Consider the following 18,680-nt stretch of genomic DNA (forward strand, 5'->3'; position numbering starts at 1 on the left):
CTCGCTTCCGGACCGCGGCCGAAGCATCGCCGATTACTTTGGCCTGCGCTGCGGAAGTGACTCCACCGTTGCTTCTGGCAGCGCGCCCATCTGCGCCAGCTGGTCCCTTGAGCCGCTGTACGATTCATAGAACTGTGCCCACTTGCTGAAGCCGCCCAGTTCGCCTACTGCGCGGATCATCGCGACGTGGGATGCCGTGAGCAGAGCGACCTGCGATTCAAGCTCGGCGATGCGCACATCGCGATCTGCCAGGGCGCTGGCCGCGGCATCACCAGAGAGCTTTCCAGGCCTGCCTCGCCAACGACGGAATTCGGCTTGCCGCTCCTGATACTGCGCAAGCATGCGGCTGCGTTCTTTGCTGCGGGTGATCGATGATGCGGCTTTGATTTGCGGATGCAAGCGTGCAACCGCCCGCGCGGTGATGTCCTCGTCGCGCGATAGCAGGTCGTCCAGCACTCGGCGCATTTCCGGATCGAAATCGCGTGTGGCTTGTTGCAAGCTGTCGTTATCCATCCATGACTCCGCTGCGGCGAGGAAGAGAGAGGTCGGGACCATCAGGGAATGGCTTATCGCCTTCCTTGGTCGCCAGGAGCGTGCGCACGCCGTCAAGTCTGACCTTGGCATGTTGAATCTGGTTCGTGCGGCCGATGCTCTTTGATGGCCTGGCTTCTGCGATCTCGACAGCCGCGGCCAACTTGAGTTCGAGCGTCCGCAGGTGACGGCGGTTCTCCGGCAAGTTGGTTGCCGACAGATGACGGCAGCCGGAAAAGCACTCCAGATGCTTTGGACACGGATCGACAGTGAAGCTGTTCAAGCAATGTCCGTATGGAGTCGCGTGAAAGCCATCGGCTTCGACCTTCAGAAACTCGAACGCTGCGGTGTCACCCTCCGCGCTCTGGATCTTCTTGAACGCATCCACGATTGGACCACTGGCTTTGCCGTATTGGATCATCTTCGCGACAGTGCTGGCTTTCTCGCCGAGTGCCATTTCCACGTCTGGAGGCAGTTCGAGTTGATCCAACTCTTCCGCCAAGCTGCGATGATCGTACTCGTAGCTTTGGGCCACGCTGCGGCGATTGAAGCGCTTGGAGATGATGGTGTCGGCTACGCCGAGACGGAAAAGCTCGGTGTTCTGTAGGTGACGCAGGGTATGGGAGGTGAGTACCAGGTCCTTGTCGTCGTCAGATTGCCCATACCGTTTGAAAAGCGTGTCGCGGGACTTCTGCTCGCCGAGGGAAAGATTGACCAAGCTTGTATCGGGCCGACCAACGGAGATGTATCGGGTGACATCGCAGACCCCATTGTTTCGCTCCTCGGCTAGGGACCGTTTCGGATGCAGGAAAAGGAATTCCCAGGAAGCAAAGCTGCGATCGGTCAGACTGAAAAGCTCGGTGTCCGGCAACTTCGAGCTGGCCGCGACACGAAGGTAACTTTCAAGATCTCCGATTCTTACGAAGACCTTGCTCATGTCGCGCTTGCCGTTGGGTGAGACCGCCCTGCCTTCGACGTCTCTCAGCACCAATGCGCCACCATCTTTGCCCTCGAATCCCGCCATGCGGCGAAAGTACATGCGAGCGGTCGCACTCATTTCACCTTGAAGACTGGCATTCAAGCTCTCTTGAAATTTCTGGAGCTCGTCGAAGCAATCAGCGGAATAGTTCTGACGGCACTTCTGCATCCAATACTGTTTCTTGTCCTCGGCCAGGTCTAGCCAGAAGGCGTTTCCGGAAAGGCGAGAGTAGATTTGCGTGGTCGGCACCAGCTCACCGAGCGCAAAGTCTGGCAGAGCGCGCCCTGTTTCAGTCTGCTTCCTCAGCGTGCTTCGTAGCGGATTTGTGATTGCCTCAGCACGGGTCAGGGTCTCGCTCACGATCTCCTCGAACATCTGGGGAACGTAGTGACTTTTGGCGACTAGCACCTTGCTATCGGCATTCTTCGCCTGCTGCTTTTCGGCGAAGTGCCTAATCATGAGCGATTTGGAGTAGCCACCTAGCTCCCCTGCAGGCCGCTGCTTCGAGTCGTAATAGTGCCGGTCCGTCCGCCACTCAGCGGGGAGGAGCGTGGCCTCACCAATTCGGAAGCCCGTCAAGATCATGATGCGAATGGCTGCAAAGCGCAGTTCGTCCATGAAGGTCAGGGGCTGCTCGGTCATAACGATCCGGACCAACTCCCAGAACGCGCGACGTTCTGGCAGGCGCTCAGCGCGCTTGCGATCTTCCAGGTTGTGCCGAATCTCCGCTTGAGAATTGAGAAATTTGGACCGCCGAGTGGCTCTAGGCTGGAGACGTGCGGCGGCGAGGGCAGGGTAGAGCGGCCCCACATCGGCCAAATGGTTGGCATCAAACACCACCTTGGTCAGACCCGCGATCAAGTCGCCAAGCTTGCCCGACGCCTGGATGCTGTTGCCGGTGCGAACCGCGAGAGCCATCTCGTCGACGGTGACACTCCACGGCTCAGCGTCCCCCGCGCATGTAGCGATCACGCGCAAGGGGCGTGCCACATTGTTGGCGATGTGACCGAACGAGTTGCGGCGAACAAACAGCTGTTCCATGACGGCAGCTTTGATGAGGTCTTGCCATGCGGGCGAAAAAGTGCGCGCATGCAGAACCGGTAGCCCGTTCGAAGAGTGGGCTGCGTTGAGCGCATCAAGTGCCGAAGGTTCCGAACTGAAGTGGCGCAAGCGATGCTTAGGTGCAACGCCTCCTGCAAGCGCAGTGAGGTCCCAGTCGTACCCTTTGATCGCCGTGCCGCTCTGGTCCAGAGGAATTCCCCAAGGAACCCCATGCGTCGCGGCCAGTTCCATTCCGAGCTTGATGAAAGCGGCGAAGTGGGGATTCAAGACGGCGTACCTTCGAGCTCAACCACCACTGCCTGAACCTCTGCGATCGTCCGTTCAAGCTGTAGATAGGCCGGCGAAACCGCGTCGCCACGAGACGAGTCGTGGAAAAACCGCGCCACATCCCGAAAGTCGGCTAGAACTCTCGAGTGCATCTGAACGTCGTGAATCGGCATGAACTTCCTGCAGCCGTAGCAGGACAAGATCGGGTTGTAGGGACACGCAGCCTGCCCGGAGGTGCACCCACCGATCCCCGCGATCGGAACACCATGTGGCGCTCCGCCGATCTGCTGGGACTCTTTCAATTGCGCGAGTTCTTCTGGATCGATAAAACGATTGTGGGCAATGCGAGCCACGCGCTGATAGATCTCGGAGATTCCCAGGGCTTTGTTCACCCGCTCAGCCTGGTTGGCCGATGTTTCGTAGTACACGAGCGCAGTCGTCATATCCGAGTGCCCAAGGAACTCGGCCAGTTCCTCTTGGCTTGCGCCGGCGTCAACGAGGCGTTGAGCGGCTGTATGTCGTAGATTGACGGCAGTCGCGCCAAGCTCGAGCAGATCGCGGAGTAGGGAGCTGATGCGACGACTTGCTTCATTTGCGGATGTGGCGCCGAACACCCTAGCGCCCGCGTCATCGCCATCAACCTGAAAGCGCCGTTCGATCTCGACGAAAAGAGGTGTCCACTCGCGTTTTACTCGTCTAAGCAGCGGCTTGGTGATACGCCCAGGGTTACGTAGACACTCAAGACCCTCATTGCGCGTAGCGCCGTTCGAACTCTACAGGCGATAGGTCGCCAGTTGAACCGTGGCGGCGTTTTGGGTTGTAGAACATCTCGATATAGTCGAATACCTCGGCGCGTGCGGCGTCCTTTGTGGGATAGGCCCGTCGCCTGATACGCTCGCGTTTGAGCAGACCGAAGAAGCTCTCCACGGGTGCGTTGTCGTGGCAGTTGCCACGCCGACTCATGCTGCACACCAACCCATGGGACGCCAGGAAACTGCGCCAGTCATCGCTGGTGTAGACAGACCCTTGGTCCGAGTGAACCAAGCAACCAGCATTGGGTTTGCGCCGCCACACCGCAGACAACAAGGCCTGCACGACCAACTCGGTATCGGCCCGGTCGCGCATTGCCCAGCCGACGACCTGCCTGGAAAACAGATCGATCACCACAGCTAGATACATCCAGCCTTCATGCGTGCGGATGAAGGTGAAATCGCTCGCCCAGGCTGTATCCGGCTCCGTCACGTCGAACTGCCGATCGAGCAGGTTGGCCGCCACCACGCACTGTGTCCCGCCATGGAAACGTGGCTTGCGCCTATAGCCCACCTGGGCACGTAGCCCCTCGGCGCGCATCAGCCGATGCACCCTATGGCGACTGCAACGCTCACCCAACTCGCGCAGATCCTTGGCAATCTTGCGATGCCCATAGACACTGCCGCTGGCCAACCAGTGCTGCTTGATCAGTCCAAGCAAGCGCTCATCTTCCTTGGCGCGCTCACTGTTGGGCGCGCGCAACCACGCGTAGTAACCCGCCCGGTTGACGCGCAATACTCGGCACATCGCGCACAACCGGAATTCCCTGCGATGGTCTTGCATGAAGGCGTACTTTGCCTTTATCCCTTGGCAAAGTACGCGGCGGCCTTTTTTAGGATGTCGCGCTCCTCGGTGACCCGGCGCAACTCGGCCTTCAGGCGCCGAACCTCGGCACTCTGGTCCACCTCGGCGCGCTGCACCACACCAGGCTTGCCGAACTTGCGCAGCCAGGCGTACAGGCTGTGCGTGGTGACACCTAGTCGCTCGGCGACCTCTGCCACCTTGAAGCCACGATCGATCACTTGCCGGACCGCTTCGATCTTGAACTCATCCGTATACCGCTTGCTGCTCATGGACACCTCCGGATCTGCCATTTTCCATGGCCTTGAGATGTCTACGTAACCCTGGGCGTATCATGGCGGCACTAGAACTCCGCTGTTTCGCCATGCGGAATGTGATGTGGACGGAAGCGAACATGTCGACGGATTCGTGACGAACTTTGACGTCACGAAACGTGAGCATTGCGATCTGAACCGGTCGCATCCCGAACTGGTACGCACACAGCAGCATCGCTGCGTCTTGCACATCTTCGAGGGTCAGCGACGACGCTTTGGCCTGGATTGCCGCTTCGTCCAAAAAACGAACTACCGCCGCTTCATCATCCACCGAGAGAAACGCTTCGCCAGACCGGACGACGGCGTACTTGTCGTTGAAGGGAAGGGGCAGGGCGGATATCACACCGTGATAGGAGTCAGCCCATTGGTTGAGTCGATATTTGCATAGCAGTCGCAGGATAGATTTCGCGCACGCGTACGCTTCCGCCGGCAGGTCGCGTGCAAAAAATGTCGCCCAGAATGATCCTATTCCTGTTGGTGCTACCCCCAACAACCTGACGATTTCTGCCTCGCCGATTGCCTTGCTGCCACGGGCGTACTTGCTTGCCGACGATGGAGCCAGGCCTTCACCCAGGAGGTACAAGAAGACGTGTTTTATCAACAAGGCGAGTTGCTCGGACAGATGATCAAAGCCAACTTTCACAACCCGGCCATCGATATGAACCGCAAAACATTTGGCATTGGCTGGATCTCGAATTGATCGTTGCTTTCCGTCGAAATCGTCGTAGTACCGAATCACCGGAGGCAACGACGGTAGTTGAGCAACTATTTCGCAAGCCCCAGCTTCCAGCTGCCATTGAATATTTTCATTTCTAGCCATGTCGCGCTCCAAGCGAGGCCTAGGAGGGGATCGCTCTTAGAACGGAAACTCTCTCGTCTAACGCGTCGTTCCAGACTGACGAGAGACGATCTTCAAACACTGCCCGGGCATAGCGAACTGGCATCTGTGACTCTCTGGACCAACCAAAAAACGCCCTGAGCTTCTGGAGCGCTTCTTCCATTGGATCACCCTGCTGCAGCAGCTGATTCAGTCTTACCACGGCGCATGTATGACGCAGATCGTGGGGTGTTATAGTCGTCTTCTGATTTCTGTCCGTTAGCTCTTTAAGGGCAGCGCGTGGGAGGCTCACGGAGATCTTTGCGAACATCTTCGTCAAAGACTCCGTTGACAACGGCGTGTTCTGCTGCGTGTTCAACAGGAAGGCGTGACTTGGCTTTCCTCGATAGTTCTCGACGTAGGTTTGCACCAACGCAGCAATCGTGTTGCTCACTGGCAGTTGACGAACGGAATCCGCAGATTTAATGCTGGGTCGCGAATACCGTGGATCAACCTCGTCATCGGAATACTTGCTTTCCGACACGTTCAACCAGTGCCGGGGTCGTTGTTGACGATCATCGAATCCGCTTTTGACAACATCCGCCGTGAGGAGCATCAGCTCACCGCGCCGGAGGCCCTGGTGAAGCATCAACAAGAAGGCCACGAAGGTTAGCCACCTGGTATGCGTTCTGGGGAATGGGTTGGTCGCAGATGCTGGGTCCAACATTTCGTATAACACTTCAACCACGCTGGCCGGCAGTGAACGGATCTGGCTCGCGTGCTTGCTCTTTCGCACATGTAGCTGCCCATAGAGATTGGACAGGCGATGCAGCCGACCCTCGATATGCCGTAATCGATCCGTTGGCAGGGTTGTCTTCGACAGCCAAGTGACTACGGCCGTGACGAAGGACAACCCGGTTCTCCAACGTGTCTCGTCGGCGGACCCTACGTAGGCTTGGTTTCGGATGGATATGAACCAAGACTCAAGAATCTCGGCAAGCCGTACGTCATCCAGGTCGCCCAATGCATCGTCTAGAGAACTGGTTCCAAATAGGCTGTCTGCGTGGGCGTAGAGGTTCTCCACATAGCGTAGCCGCTTGACCTGAGTGGATGCGGCAAGCTCAGAACTCGACATCGATGTCCAGACGCTGGCCCAGTAGCGCGGCAGCCTGTAGCGATCATCGACAATCAATGCGCCTCGGAGTGAGCTCGGGACTTGAGGATCATTCAGCAGTCTAAGCACAAGGAACTCTTGGAGAGAGCAACATGATTTGTACCATTTATCACGTCACTGTTGCGGTCAAGTAGGCCTAGAAGGCCTTCTCAACGCAACACCTCAATAACTACCACTTTTTCGCATAATGTATATTATGTCCGACTCGGTTCTGTGGCTTCATACGCGTGCCGCCTCCAACGCGGCCCTGAGTGTTGCCGGTGGTTGCTGCCACCGGCAAGAATTGCCCTGATAGGCAGTAAAAAACGGGTCAGCAGTCGGGTTGCCGCCCGGCCCTGACCCGCACTCTTGCGCGGCTCCAGCCGCTAAGTGCAGAGCGGCGCATCCATGCGCCATACCCGCAGGGGCGCAGCCCCTGCACCCCACAAGCAGCCACACCGCGACTATCGCCGAGGCCGCTGCAATTCGGAACTGGTCAACAGACACGGGCGCCGCGCTCAGGCTTGCTCTGCGCGCCGCAGGCGCGCACCCGCATGCCCAAGCGCCGCGCCCTGTACACGATGACCGTGGCCGCCACGCCGCGCGATCAGCGATAGCTCACGCCGGTAGTAAGCGATGAAGGTGTCAGCGGTCTCAAGCATTGAGGCGAAATGGACCTTTTCCTCAACAGTTGTAGGACGTTCGGAGCGCATTTGCTCAATAACGTCTCGCATCTCATAAGCCCGAGCCAACGCCGACCGCAGGTATTCCGGATCCGACTGGCGTTTCACAGCACACCCCCGGCATTTCCTGACGCGTCAGGATTTAGGTCCACTCCGGATGGCAATGCTTGGCCTTGCGACCACTGCCACATGGGCAATCCTCGTTCCGCCCAACCTTGGCCTGAGGACGCTTCACCGGAGTAACGACAGGAGCGTCCCATTCGGAAACCGCCGCCGATGCTGGGCGCGGCTTGGGCTTGGGCTTGGGCGGTGTCACAGGGCCGGAAAGTTCCTTCCGGGTCCGCTTCACCTGTTCCGAGACAGCGAACAGGATGTAGGCGTTGAGGGACACCCCCAACAGCGCGGCCTGCGCCTTGGCTTCCTCCACTACGTGCATCGGGAGCCTCAAATTGATCTTGTGAATGGCGTCTGTCATGGGGCCATTTTGGCCCCATTATGGCCCCATGGCAAGCAGAAGGATAAGCAACGCGAAACCCTTGATACAGCTGGGTTTCGCTGGGGCGCGTGTCACTTGTTTTATAATGGACAAGCCCAAGGCGCGCTCCGGCTTCGCCGGAACGCGCGTGGATGGCCGCAAGTTGATCGCGGAGAGCATCACGCTCACGCATGAGCGGTCCCATGCATTCGGCGCGACGGAATAGCAGCGAAAGCCAATCAAGATCGGTGGCGCGAATCTCACGCCCCTCAGCCGTCACCAAAGCGCCGCGATGGTTGATGAAGCATCTGGACCACTCGGGGTGGATCAGAGAGCCATGGCGGTACACGCGTAAGAGTTTGAAAGCGGCATAGCTCGGCCGAGCCCTACCCGTCTCCCAATGGCCGATGGTTCGCACGCTGACATTCAGGAAACGGGCGGCGTCCTCCCGAGTGAATCCACTGAAGATTCTAGCGTCACGAAACTGTGTGTTGCTGATTATAGAACGATGCGCAGATTTGTATAACGGCCCTTTACGGGAGGCCTTTGCTGCGCTCTGTATATTATGTAAAATCCCATGACTGGTCTGAAGCCGTCACAAGCTAGATTTCCGCCACATCCGCGGCGAGTGCCCCACTTGCGCCTTGAATGCACGCGAAAGCGCTGCCTCGCCGGCGTAGCCCACCTCGTCGGCCAGTTGCTTGAGCGGCCGGCCCTGGCGCAGGCCGCGTTGCACCAGCGCGATGCGCCAATTCTGCAGGTACTGACCTGGAGTGCAGCCTACCGTGTCGTGAAAGCTGCGGGCAAAGGCGCTGCGCGACATGCCGGCACGGGCGGCCAGCGACTCCAGCGACCAAGGCTTGGCGGGATGTTCGTGGATGCCGACCAGGGCCAGGCGCAGCCGCGCGTCGGCCATGCCGGCCAACATGCCGCCCTTGGCGTGGCCTTGCTCCATCAGTTCGCGGATCACGTGCACCAGCACCACTTCGAAGAGCCGGTTGAGCACTGCCTGCCGCCCGCAGTGCTGTGCGAAGGCTTCTTCGAACAAGGCATGCACCAGCACAGCACCTTGGCGCAGCGCTTCCAGCGGCAGGCAAATGCACGCAGGCAGTGCGCGCACCAATGGATTGGCCGCGCCTCCGCTGAAACTCAGGTGCGCGCAGGCAAAGTCGGCTCCGTGCACCGGGTCGGTGTCGAAGCGGTGCGCAAGTGCGCGCGGATACAGCAGCAAACTGGGCCGGTCGATCTGCAGGTGGCTGCCGTCGCCGTTGTGGACCACCACCGCGCCCTGACGAATCAGGTGCAGCTGGCCCCGGTCGCCACTGTCGAGCTGGTTGATGCCGCACAGCGCGCCGGCATGGAAGACCTCGGCGGTCACCGAGAAATGGCTCAGCAAGGCGGCTAGACGGTCGACCAATTGGACTCCAGGTAAAGTTTCATGGACGATTTGCGGCCTATCGTATCGCCTTGACGCGCAAAGTCACTCCTGTCGCCGGCACCCTGCCCGGCTTGTCCAGGAACCGCATCATGAAGACTCCCCTCGCCCTTATTGCCACCACGCTGCTGGCGGCATCGATTGGCACTGCTGTCGCGGCCGCACCCAGCGACCAGCCGGCGCCATTGCGCCCGGTCGCAGACTTCCTCAAGGCGCTCAACAGCGGTGGCGGCACGCCGATCGAGCAGCTGAGCCCCGCGCAGGCGCGTCAGGTGCTGACCAACGCCCAGGCCAATACACCCCTGCCGGCGGCCGATGTAAGCCGCAAGACCATCCAGGCCAACGGCAAGCCGCTGAACCTGGTGATCGTGCGGCCGCCGCATAGCACTGGCCAGGTGCTGCCGGCTTTCATGTTCTTCCATGGCGGCGGCTGGGTGCTGGGCGACTTCCCGACCCACGAACGCCTGATCCGCGACCTGGTCAATGCCTCCGGCGCAGCGGCGGTCTATGTCGATTACACGCCCTCGCCGGAGGCGCGCTACCCGGTGGCGATCCATCAGGCCTATGCCGCCACGCGTTGGGTTGCCGAACACGGCACGGAGATCGGCGTGGATGGCCAACGCCTGGCACTGGCCGGCAACAGCGTCGGTGGCAACATGGTGGCGGCAGTGGCGCTGCAGGCCAAGGCAGCAGGCACGCCGGCACTGCGCTACAACCTGATGCTGTGGCCGGTCACCGACGCCGCGTTCGACAATGACTCGTACCAGCGCTACCAGAGCGGCTACTTCCTCAGCCGCACCATGATGACCTGGTTCTGGGACAACTACACCACCGACCCCAAGGCCCGCGCCGAGATCACTGCTTCGCCCCTGCGCGCTACCGCCGCCCAGCTGGAAGGCTTGCCGCCGACCCAGATTCAGACGGCGGAGCTGGACGTATTGCGCGATGAGGGCGAAGCCTTCGGTCGCACGCTAGATCAAGCAGGTGTCGAGGTGACCGTGACGCGCTACAACGGGCTGATCCACGATTACGGCCTGCTCAATGCGCTTCGGGACGTACCGGCAGTCCGTGATGCGATTCGCCAAGCCGGCGATGGATTACGCGAACACCTGAAGTAAGCGCGATAGCGGAATGGGTCCGCGGCTGCCGCATCCGCGGTTCGCTCGGCCGGTAGACGATCGCAAAGAGCCTTGGAATTGTCAGTAAGAAAACCCTGACTGAGCAGTGTTCCGTTTCAGTGTGCCAACTCGTCCAGGGCGCGGATGACCCGTGCCGAGTGCAAGCTGGTGTGGATTCAACTTCATCGATCCGCGATTGCAGTCATCGTTGATGTTGAAGGTGCGGAAGCGGCGGCCAGGCCATGAGGCGGCGTCGGACATGAAGTCTGCCTGCCAGGTGTGGTTCGCCGCTTGCGGGATCTCCAGCGGCGCGGATGCGATCAGGTCGCCGACGCTTGCCGCGACATGGAAGAGTGAGGTTCAGCGCGGTCTGGACCCGCCAGGCACGGTTTTTGCCCCAACCCGCGACCGCCATGCCACCTCCATAGGCAGGTCAAATCCGTGTCCGGGGTTGTCCGTCAGATGCGCCTGGATTACGGCGATGAGCTAGCCAGCGTCGCGCGGCGCGGACGGCATAGCTGCGCAGATCGGAGCAGCTGCATCCATAGCGCATTACTCAGGGACGCGATCGCCATGGTCATCCTCCGTACAAAAGATCGCATGCATGGCGCTCAGCAAGGCTGCCACTTTTGGGTCGGCCAAACGATAAATGATGGATCGAGATTCGCGGCGAGTCAGGACCAACTGCCGCTGACGCAGGTCGGCCAGTTGCTGGGACAAGGCGGGCTGCCGAATGCCTGTCGTCGCTTCCAGGCCACTGACGGTGGATTCGCCTTGCGATAACTGGCACAGCAACAGCAGGCGTGACGGTGTGGCCATGAAACGGAGCAGCTCGGCCACGTCTGGTACGCGCTCCTTCATGGCGGCAAGAGCATCGGTGGAGAAAGCGGATTCGGTCACGAGGCGTGGGGACTGCGGATCAGGAATGTAGAGGGTAACGGCTAGGCACTGCGGCTGAACGAAAACGGCCAGCGCCAATCTGTTAGTTGCACAGTATAAGTAACTATGAGATTGTTTCTTTACTCCTTCTCGACGCTGCTATCGTGAGTCATCCAGCACGCGACACCTGCCTGGCAGCGGCCTGCGCTGTCGTGGAAGACACCCGCTCCGGTCGCATGAGCGCGCCGCACGTGGCGACATTCTTCGACCCGGTGACCTTTACCGCCAGCCACGTGGTCCGAGACCCTGGCTCGTCGGCCTGCGCCATCATCGACAGCGTGCTCGACTTCGACATGGCGTCCGGCCGAACTGCGACCGGTTCGGCTGAAGCGCTTGCGCACTACGTGCGTGACGAGGCGTTACAGGTGCAATGGCACCTCGAAACACACGCCCATGCCGACCACCTGTCGGCTGCGCCATGGCTGCAGCAGCAGGTGGGCGGACAGCTCGCCATCGGCGAGCGCATCACGGCCGTGCAGCAGATCTTCGGCAGCCTTTTCAACGCCGGCAAGGAATTCAGCCGGGACGGCAGCCAGTTCGATCGTCTGTTCGCCGACGGCGCAGCATTCACGATCGGGCATCTGCACGCAGTGGCGCTGCATGTTCCCGGACATACGCCCGCATGCATGGCTTACCTCATCGGCGATGCGCTGTTTTCAGGCGATACGTTGTTCATGCCGGACTACGGCACGGCGCGCTGCGATTTTCCGGGCGGCTCGGCACGCCAGCTCTATCGCTCCATCCACCGGCTGCTGAAACTGCCCGATGCCACGCGTGTCTTCGTCTGCCACGACTACAAGTCCGCAGGCCGGGCCCATTTCGCATGGGAAACCACGATTGGCGCGCAACGCAGCGCGAATGTGCATCTGCATGCGGGCGTTTCCGAAGCGGACTTCGTGAAGATGCGCGAGACACGCGACGCCACGCTTCCCATGCCGCGCCTTCTGCTTCCATCGGTGCAAGTCAACATGCGCGCCGGTCATCTGCCCACGCCGGAAGACAACGGCGTGCGTTATCTGAAGCTGCCGTTGGACGTGCTATGACGCTCCCGCACCTCGCCTGGTATTGGCCGCTGATTGGTGGGCTGATGATCGGCACCGCCTCTGGCGCGTATTTACTGCTGGTCGGCCGCATCGCCGGCATCTCCGGCCTGCTCGCCGATGCGCTCGGTCTGCACGCGGGCGGCGCGCGCTCGCTGTCCATCCTGTTCCTGGCCGGGCTTCTGACAAGCGCAGGTGTGGCATTGGCGCTCAAGCCCATCACGCTCGCGCCGCTGAGCGGCACCAGCATGCCGGTGCTGATCGTGGCCGGCGTGCTGGTGGGCTATGGAACCCGTCTGGGTGCCGGCTGCACCAGCGGGCACGGAGTGAGCGGCCTGGCAAGACTGTCGCCGCGCTCGATCGTCGCCACCACCGTGTTCATGCTGCTGGGCATGGCAACAGTGACGGCCGTGCGGGCTGTCGCTGGAGCGGGCGCATGATCCGCGTGGCGGCTTTTCTCTGCGGCGCCTTGTTCGGGTTGGGCCTGGTGATTTCGGACATGGCCAATCCTGCACGCGTGCTTGCCTTCCTCGATGTCACCGGTGCCTGGGATGATTCGCTGGCCCTGGTGATGGCAGGCGCGCTGATCCCTTCGGCCATCGCCTACCAATGGGCGCGCGCACGCCGCACTCCCTTGCTCGCCCCGACACTGCAGCTGCCGCAGCAGCGGCGGATCGACCGCAAGCTGGTGATCGGTGCGGCGCTGTTTGGCATTGGCTGGGGTCTGGCCGGGGTCTGCCCTGGCCCCGCCATCGCGCTGTTGGCGACCGGCCAGGCGTTCGCCTTGGTGTTCGCTGCCTCGCTGGTGGCAGGCGTCTTCCTCCACAGCTTTCTCCATCGCGCCGGCGCGGGAAAACACGTCGCATGAAGCTGCGATCGCTTTCGCCTGCCCTGCTGGTGGCCGGCCAATTGTTGCCTGCCGATCTTCCTGCCCTGGCCAGCCTGGGTGTCGCCAGCGTTGTCTGCAACAGGCCAGACAACGAGCAGGCGGATCAACCCGATCATCTGGCCATGCAATCGGCCTGCGCGCAGGCGGGCATGCGTTTCGCTTATCTGCCCGTTGTCGCCGGCGCCATTTCGGAGGACGACGTGCAGCAATTTTGCGAAATGCTCGAGCAACTGCCTGCGCCCGTCGTTGCGTATTGCAGGACGGGAACGCGCTCGACGTCGTTGTGGGCGCTGGCACAAGTCCGCACCCTCAGGCTCACCACAGACCAGGTTCTGTCGATCGCCGCCGGCGCAGGTTACGACCTTTCCTCACTCGCTCCGCGTCTCATTCGCGACGCGCCATCCAGTCCTGAGTAAATACCGGTCATGCAAACCCTTTCATTGCTGCAGCTCGTGCTGGGCGGGCTTTCCGGCGTGTTGGTCGGCTTCGTGCTGGGACTGGTCGGTGGCGGCGGCTCCATTCTCGCTGTCCCGCTGATGCTGTATCTGGTCGGTGTGGATAATCCGCATGTTGCCATCGGGACCAGTGCATTGGCCGTCGCTGCCAATGCGCTGTCCAACCTGTTCGTGCATGCCCGCCGTGGCAATGTCAGGTGGCCGTGCGCCTCGGTCTTCGCCCTGGCCGGCGTTGCCGGCGCCTACCTTGGTTCGAGTCTGGGTAAGGCCGTCGACGGACAACGGTTGCTGGCGCTGTTTGCGGGATTGATGGTGGTGATTGGCCTGCTGATGCTGCGCAAGCGCAACGCGCAAGAGAATGCGGCTGCGCGCATCAGCAAGGAAAATGCACCCGCGTTGGTCGGGCTGGGAACGCTCGCTGGCGGATTTTCCGGCTTCTTCGGCATCGGCGGCGGTTTCCTGATCGTGCCGGGCTTGATGACCGCCACCGGGATGCCAATGTTGGCCGCGGTAGGCAGCTCGCTGGTGGCGGTGTCTGCCTTCGGTCTGACCACCGCGGTGAACTACGCGTACTCCGGGTTGGTGAACTGGCCACTGGCTGCCGCGTTCATCGTTGCCGGCAGCGTAGGTGGCATGGCGGGAGCACGTGCTGCAGCGGCGCTAGCCGGGCATCGGGGATTGCTCAATAGCGCATTTGCATGCCTGATCTTCCTCACTGCGGGCTACATGTTGTGGCGGGTGGTCTGACCGGTTGTCGTCTCATCTGACAGCCCCACGCAGCTTCACCATCGGTTCGAGAGCGGCCACCGACGATCTGCCCCGCCCTCGCCAATTGCACGGGGATTTGCTTGGATAAGACATGCGGCGGACAGTTGGGCAATGCACGTGCTTGCCGCTGCACAGCGCCGCCCGCCTCAGCCGGCGATGGTGAATACCGAGCCCGAGTCCACGCGCACGCCGGCGCCGTTGATGAAACTGGCGCGCTCCGAGCACAGGAATGCGACGACGGACGCCACTTCCTCTGGCCGGCCGCGCCGCTTCAGCACCATGCCGGGGCGTTCTTCATCCAGGAACGAGGCGATGGCTTCTTCGACACTGGTTCCGTTTTCTTGCGCGCGCTTTTGCATCATCTTGTCGGTCATCGGTGTTGCGATGAAGGCAGGCGACACCGTGTTGACCAGCACATTGTCGGCGCCATAGGCCTTTGACAGCCCCTTGGCCAGGCTCAGGATGCCGGCCTTGGACGCGCAGTAGGCCAACTCATCCACGTACGGCTGCACTGCATCTTCGGACGCGAACAACACAATTCGCCCCCACTGCTTGCGACGCATGGCAGGAATGGCCTGGCGGCACATGCGCACCGCGCCCATCAGGTTGATGTCCAGCGTTTCGAGCCAGCCGGCATCGCTGACCTCCAGGAAATCGCCGGTGGCGCCGGTCACGCCGGCGGCGTTGACGTAGATATCCGGTTCGCCCAGTTGCGCGCGCACCTGGGTCCAGATGTGGACGACCTCCTGTTCCTGCGTCACATCGCCTTCGACGGCGATGATCTCGCCCAGGCCGGACAGCTCGGCCACTGCCTGGTCGAGCGTGCCGTTGGGAAGATCGGTGATCGCCACGCGCACGCCGGCTTCGAGCAGCTGGCGCGCAGTCTCCTTGCCCATGCCGGAGTCGCCGCCGCTGATGAGGGCGATCCGCTGTTTGATTCCGAGATCCATGTTGAGCTCCTGGTCGTTGAATACGTGATGGCGCAGTGCTGGCGCAGCTATCGCTAGCGCGCAAGGAAGCGTTCTGCGGTGCGCAGCGCGAGTGCCATCTGGGTCAGTGCCGGATTGGCTGCCAGTGCGCTGGGAAACACCGAGTTGTCGCAGATGTAGAGGTTCGGCACGTCGAAGGTGCGGCCATCGGGATCGACCACGGCCTGTGCAGGATCGGTCCCCATGCGGCAGGTCCCGAGCGTGTGGGCCGAGCGCGCAGCCGCGAAGATGTTGCGGGCGCCAGCGGCTTGCCAGATCGATCCAAGCACTGCGCGCGCATGGGCGTCGATGGCCTGCTCGTTGGGGCCGTAACTGAAATCGATGCGCGCCTTGCGCTGCCCGAAGGCGTCCCGTTCGTCGAACAAGGTCAGGCGATTGGCGTCCTGCGGCAGGCATTCGCCATTGATGCCGATACCGGCCAGGCGGTTGTAGCGCCGCAGCGTGGCGACCAGGTCCCTGCCCCACAGGCCGGCACCACGCGCCAGCGTGTTCGCCAGCGTGATCGGCTGCACGCCCAGGCTCTGCACCAGATAGCCGCCAATGAAGTTGGCGTCAGCCGGGCGCAGCATGTCTTCGCTAATGAGCGAAGACGGGTAGCCGCGATTCATGCGCATGTCTGTGTCGAACTCGCCCCACACCTGGGTTGCCACATGCGCCATGAAATTGCGGCCCACCTGCCCACTGGAGTTGGCTAGCGCCAGGTTAAGCAACAAGCGCGGTGTCTCCACACCCCCTGCGCACAGGAAGACGGTGCTGCAGCGCTGGCGATACTCCTGCCCATGCTGGCGGTAGATCACCGCGGTCACCGCGCTGCGGCCGTCGCATTCAAGATCGACCACCCGGCTGTCAGTGCGCAATTGCGCACCATGCGCCCTGGCCAGCGGGAGCCATGTGGTGTCCACGCTCACCTTGGCGGCGTTGCTGCAGCCCTGGTGACAGGCACCACAGTTGTTGCACGCCGCACGTTGGCCCCAATGCGCCTGCTGATGCGGCCTGGTGACCAACGCGGCGGGTGCATCGGTGGTCCGGATGCCAAGCGCGCCGCAACCGTGCGCCATGGCCGTGGCCGACGCATTGCGTTGTGGTGGCCGATACGCATAGCTGCGCTCGGGGTCCCACGGGTAGTGCACGGGACCGGAGACCCCGATGAAGGTCTCCACGCGACGAACGTAAGCGACCAACTCATGGTGCGGGATCGGCCAATCGGCGCCCTGCCCGGTCTGGGTCAGAAGGCTGAAATCGCGCTTGTCCGGCCGCGGGCAGAACGCGCCCCAATGCAACGTCGAACCGCCCAGTCCGCAGCCCGAATTGTTCGGCCCGAACGCAGTGGGCGTTTGCCCACCGCTCAGACGCTCCTCCATCCAATAGATGCCGGTGGTCAACTCATCGGGAATATGCGAATCCGGCGTAAATGCCGCGCCGGCTTCCAGCACGACAACCGAGACGCCGGCTCGCGCAAGCCGCGCCGCAAGCGGGCCGCCCCCCGCTCCGCTGCCGACCACCACCACATCGACGCTGTCCTGGCCACCCGCGTTGCTCATTGGGCAGTCTCGGGCGCACGCAATTGCCAGTGCTCATCCCGGCCCGCTGCCGTCTCTACATAGCCGACGGGGCCACTGCCCGTGTCGTTGCCGACCGCAAAACCGTCGTAGCCCAGCGCAGCCATGGTGGCGGGAAGGCTGGTCCAGGTGCGCACCACATCCGCACGTACATCCTCGAACCAATGCGCGAATTGCCCCGCATCCAGGCCGTGCGCAGAGGTATTGCCCACCACCGAGTGCGCGATCTCCTGCAGCCAGCGGTCCTGGTCCTTGGCCGACTGTTCGGCAAAGCCGCCGGCCAATGCATCGAGTGCATCCAGGCCAAGCGCCATCGCCAGGCGATCGTCTGGCAAGTCTGCGTACCGCCAGCCATCTCCCGTGCCTTCTGCAAGCTGCAGGTCGATGCGCCGCGCAATCTGCGCCGCATCGCCCGCGCCATCCAGCACGCGTGCAGCCACGGCGGCGAGCACGTTCAACTGCCGCGGGTTCAACACGCCCTCGCCCGAGGCCGGCGGCCCCGCGTGCCGCGCGAGCAAGGTCTTGCGCATGCGCGGCGCAACGCGCTCGGAGTTCAGCAAGGCAATGAAGTCCTCAGGCAGGCAGTTCTCAATGCAGCGGTCTACATGCGTTGCGATCAACCGCGCCAGTTCCTGCGGCTGTTCATAGGGAATCAGATGCGCGGCGTCGGCCACGATGGCGAACTGCGCATGCGCATAGTGCGGCGCATTCAGGCGCCGCTGCGCAGCCTCACCTAGATCACCATCCTGGCTGCCCGCGACAATCAGTGCCGGCACGCCGATGCATCCGGTCTGCGCCGTGCAGTCTTCGCGACTGCCGTGTGTGAGCCATGCCATCCATGCACTGGGTGCGGTGCGCAGAACGTCGTTGATCGCAGCGTCCCTGATTTCATCAGGCAGCGGGCAGGCGCAGTTGGCATCCACGAACTGCGCTGCCTCCACGCGCGCAGGCTGCCCTGTTTCGAACCAGGCAAGCATGGTGCGCCGTCGCGGTTCCTGCATCGGTTCGGGGGCTGGCGGTGACGCGGCAACCAGCACCACGCCAGCCAGCCCGGCAAGGCCCGCCACACCGTCGCGTGCCCGGGCCGCCGTCAAGGTAGCGATCTTTCCGCCCATGCTATGCCCCACTGCAAACCAGCATGCTGGTTGCCGCCTGATGACTTCAGCGCTAAACCAGTCAACAAGCGCGTTCGTGTCGAAGTGGTCCAGCGCAGGTGCATCGCCGAATCCTGGGATGTCCAGGGCAATACAGTCGAAGCGGCTACCCAACTGCGCGATGACATGGCTCCACTCCTGTCGGCTGGCGCCGAGCGCATGCAGGAAGAACAGCGTTGGCTTGGCCATGTCGCACCTTGTGAGTCGGTTCGGCATGGTGGCGTACGCTTCGTCCACGCCCCGTGCAGATGAGGTCGACAGCCGGTCAGCAGGTGTCAGGCGCTGGGCCGCGACATGCCGTGGTTCGACTGCGGCGATGCCGCGGATGCGCTTCAAGTCGCTGGTCTTGCCTGGCCGTAGCCCTGCAGTCGTTGAAGCAAAGACACGTTTTAGCTAAAGCGCATCTGCTTGGCGAATCGAAGACATGCGGTATGGCTATGAC

At 61.9% G+C, this 18,680-nt stretch carries 19 protein-coding genes and 2 pseudogenes; 6 read left to right on the top strand and 15 right to left on the bottom strand.

What is annotated here, in order from left to right; all coding sequences use genetic code 11:
• Positions 1 to 33: 33 nt before the first annotated feature.
• From AC1POX_RS11580 to AC1POX_RS11630, 11 genes and pseudogenes are all read right to left on the bottom strand, one after another.
• Complete coding sequence (locus AC1POX_RS11580; protein ID WP_372356193.1) at positions 34 to 513, bottom strand: hypothetical protein; 480 nt, start codon at positions 511 to 513, stop codon at positions 34 to 36.
• Entirely contained in the window at positions 506 to 2,839 is a 2,334-nt protein-coding gene (locus AC1POX_RS11585) for a hypothetical protein (protein ID WP_372356194.1), read from the bottom strand. Before AC1POX_RS11585 ends, AC1POX_RS11580 begins: the two co-directional genes overlap by 8 nt.
• Positions 2,836 to 3,267, bottom strand: coding sequence for a hypothetical protein (locus tag AC1POX_RS11590; protein WP_481108610.1), 432 nt, complete (start codon positions 3,265 to 3,267; stop codon positions 2,836 to 2,838). Before AC1POX_RS11590 ends, AC1POX_RS11585 begins: the two co-directional genes overlap by 4 nt.
• A gap of 42 nt (positions 3,268 to 3,309) precedes the next feature.
• A pseudogene (locus tag AC1POX_RS11595) lies at positions 3,310 to 3,453 on the bottom strand (site-specific integrase); the annotation flags it as partial.
• A 133-nt stretch (positions 3,454 to 3,586) separates the two neighbouring features.
• A protein-coding gene (locus AC1POX_RS11600) for an IS3 family transposase (protein ID WP_127170426.1) occupies positions 3,587 to 4,722 on the bottom strand; the annotation gives its coding sequence in 2 pieces (ribosomal slippage) (positions 3,587 to 4,485 and positions 4,485 to 4,722; 1,137 coding nt in all).
• Entirely contained in the window at positions 4,697 to 5,584 is an 888-nt protein-coding gene (locus tag AC1POX_RS11605; protein ID WP_372356195.1) for a hypothetical protein, read from the bottom strand. The genes AC1POX_RS11600 and AC1POX_RS11605 overlap by 26 nt, the downstream gene beginning before the upstream one ends.
• A 19-nt stretch (positions 5,585 to 5,603) precedes the next feature.
• Complete coding sequence (locus tag AC1POX_RS11610; protein ID WP_235651442.1) at positions 5,604 to 6,773, bottom strand: site-specific integrase; 1,170 nt, start codon at positions 6,771 to 6,773, stop codon at positions 5,604 to 5,606.
• 479 nt (positions 6,774 to 7,252) lie between these two features.
• Positions 7,253 to 7,396 carry a hypothetical protein gene (locus AC1POX_RS11615; protein WP_481108582.1) on the bottom strand — a complete coding sequence of 48 codons (144 nt, stop codon included), beginning with the start codon at positions 7,394 to 7,396 and terminating at the stop codon, positions 7,253 to 7,255.
• 163 nt (positions 7,397 to 7,559) lie between these two features.
• A complete protein-coding gene (locus tag AC1POX_RS11620; protein ID WP_372356196.1) occupies positions 7,560 to 7,892 on the bottom strand; it encodes an SEC-C metal-binding domain-containing protein in 333 nt (110 codons plus the stop codon).
• 259 nt (positions 7,893 to 8,151) lie between these two features.
• Positions 8,152 to 8,466: pseudogene (locus tag AC1POX_RS11625) on the bottom strand (helix-turn-helix domain-containing protein); the annotation flags it as partial.
• A 21-nt stretch (positions 8,467 to 8,487) separates the two neighbouring features.
• Positions 8,488 to 9,309, bottom strand: coding sequence for an AraC family transcriptional regulator (locus AC1POX_RS11630; protein WP_372356197.1), 822 nt, complete (start codon positions 9,307 to 9,309; stop codon positions 8,488 to 8,490).
• 110 nt (positions 9,310 to 9,419) lie between these two features.
• Between AC1POX_RS11630 and AC1POX_RS11635 the strand changes: the two genes are divergently transcribed.
• The gene (locus AC1POX_RS11635; protein ID WP_372356198.1) at positions 9,420 to 10,445 is read left to right on the top strand and encodes an alpha/beta hydrolase; all 1,026 of its coding nucleotides are present in this window, start codon (positions 9,420 to 9,422) and stop codon (positions 10,443 to 10,445) included.
• Between the two features lie 552 nt (positions 10,446 to 10,997).
• On the opposite strand, the gene AC1POX_RS11640 is transcribed toward AC1POX_RS11635, so the two are convergent.
• Positions 10,998 to 11,306, bottom strand: a complete 309-nt coding sequence (locus AC1POX_RS11640) for a metalloregulator ArsR/SmtB family transcription factor (RefSeq protein WP_372357167.1) — start codon at positions 11,304 to 11,306, stop codon at positions 10,998 to 11,000.
• A 254-nt stretch (positions 11,307 to 11,560) separates the two neighbouring features.
• Here AC1POX_RS11640 and AC1POX_RS11645 point away from each other — a divergent pair, with 254 nt between their 5' ends.
• The 5 genes from AC1POX_RS11645 to AC1POX_RS11665 are packed head-to-tail and all read left to right on the top strand — an operon-like array spanning position 11,561 to position 14,515.
• Positions 11,561 to 12,427, top strand: coding sequence for an MBL fold metallo-hydrolase (locus AC1POX_RS11645; protein WP_372357168.1), 867 nt, complete (start codon positions 11,561 to 11,563; stop codon positions 12,425 to 12,427).
• Positions 12,424 to 12,864 (top strand): YeeE/YedE family protein, encoded by a 441-nt coding sequence (locus AC1POX_RS11650; RefSeq protein WP_008575717.1) that lies wholly within the window; start codon positions 12,424 to 12,426, stop codon positions 12,862 to 12,864. The genes AC1POX_RS11645 and AC1POX_RS11650 overlap by 4 nt, the downstream gene beginning before the upstream one ends.
• Positions 12,861 to 13,292 carry a DUF6691 family protein gene (locus AC1POX_RS11655; protein ID WP_008575716.1) on the top strand — a complete coding sequence of 144 codons (432 nt, stop codon included), beginning with the start codon at positions 12,861 to 12,863 and terminating at the stop codon, positions 13,290 to 13,292. The genes AC1POX_RS11650 and AC1POX_RS11655 overlap by 4 nt, the downstream gene beginning before the upstream one ends.
• The gene (locus tag AC1POX_RS11660) at positions 13,289 to 13,729 is read left to right on the top strand and encodes a protein tyrosine phosphatase family protein (protein WP_008575714.1); all 441 of its coding nucleotides are present in this window, start codon (positions 13,289 to 13,291) and stop codon (positions 13,727 to 13,729) included. The genes AC1POX_RS11655 and AC1POX_RS11660 overlap by 4 nt, the downstream gene beginning before the upstream one ends.
• 24 nt (positions 13,730 to 13,753) lie before the next feature.
• Complete coding sequence (locus AC1POX_RS11665) at positions 13,754 to 14,515, top strand: sulfite exporter TauE/SafE family protein (RefSeq protein WP_372357169.1); 762 nt, start codon at positions 13,754 to 13,756, stop codon at positions 14,513 to 14,515.
• Positions 14,516 to 14,682: 167 nt separating this feature from the next.
• Here AC1POX_RS11665 and AC1POX_RS11670 read toward each other — a convergent pair whose 3' ends face one another.
• Genes AC1POX_RS11670 through AC1POX_RS11680 form a run of 3 tightly spaced genes read right to left on the bottom strand, consistent with a single transcriptional unit; the run spans position 14,683 to position 18,427 of the window.
• Complete coding sequence (locus AC1POX_RS11670) at positions 14,683 to 15,486, bottom strand: SDR family NAD(P)-dependent oxidoreductase (RefSeq protein WP_008575709.1); 804 nt, start codon at positions 15,484 to 15,486, stop codon at positions 14,683 to 14,685.
• A gap of 53 nt (positions 15,487 to 15,539) precedes the next feature.
• On the bottom strand, positions 15,540 to 17,066 hold the full coding sequence (locus AC1POX_RS11675) for a GMC family oxidoreductase (RefSeq protein WP_372356199.1): 1,527 nt from the start codon (positions 17,064 to 17,066) through the stop codon (positions 15,540 to 15,542).
• Complete coding sequence (locus tag AC1POX_RS11680; protein ID WP_029819472.1) at positions 17,063 to 18,427, bottom strand: alpha/beta hydrolase; 1,365 nt, start codon at positions 18,425 to 18,427, stop codon at positions 17,063 to 17,065. Before AC1POX_RS11680 ends, AC1POX_RS11675 begins: the two co-directional genes overlap by 4 nt.
• Between the last annotated feature and the right edge of the window lie 253 nt (positions 18,428 to 18,680).

Source organism: Xanthomonas sp. NCPPB 3442, assembly GCF_056725145.1.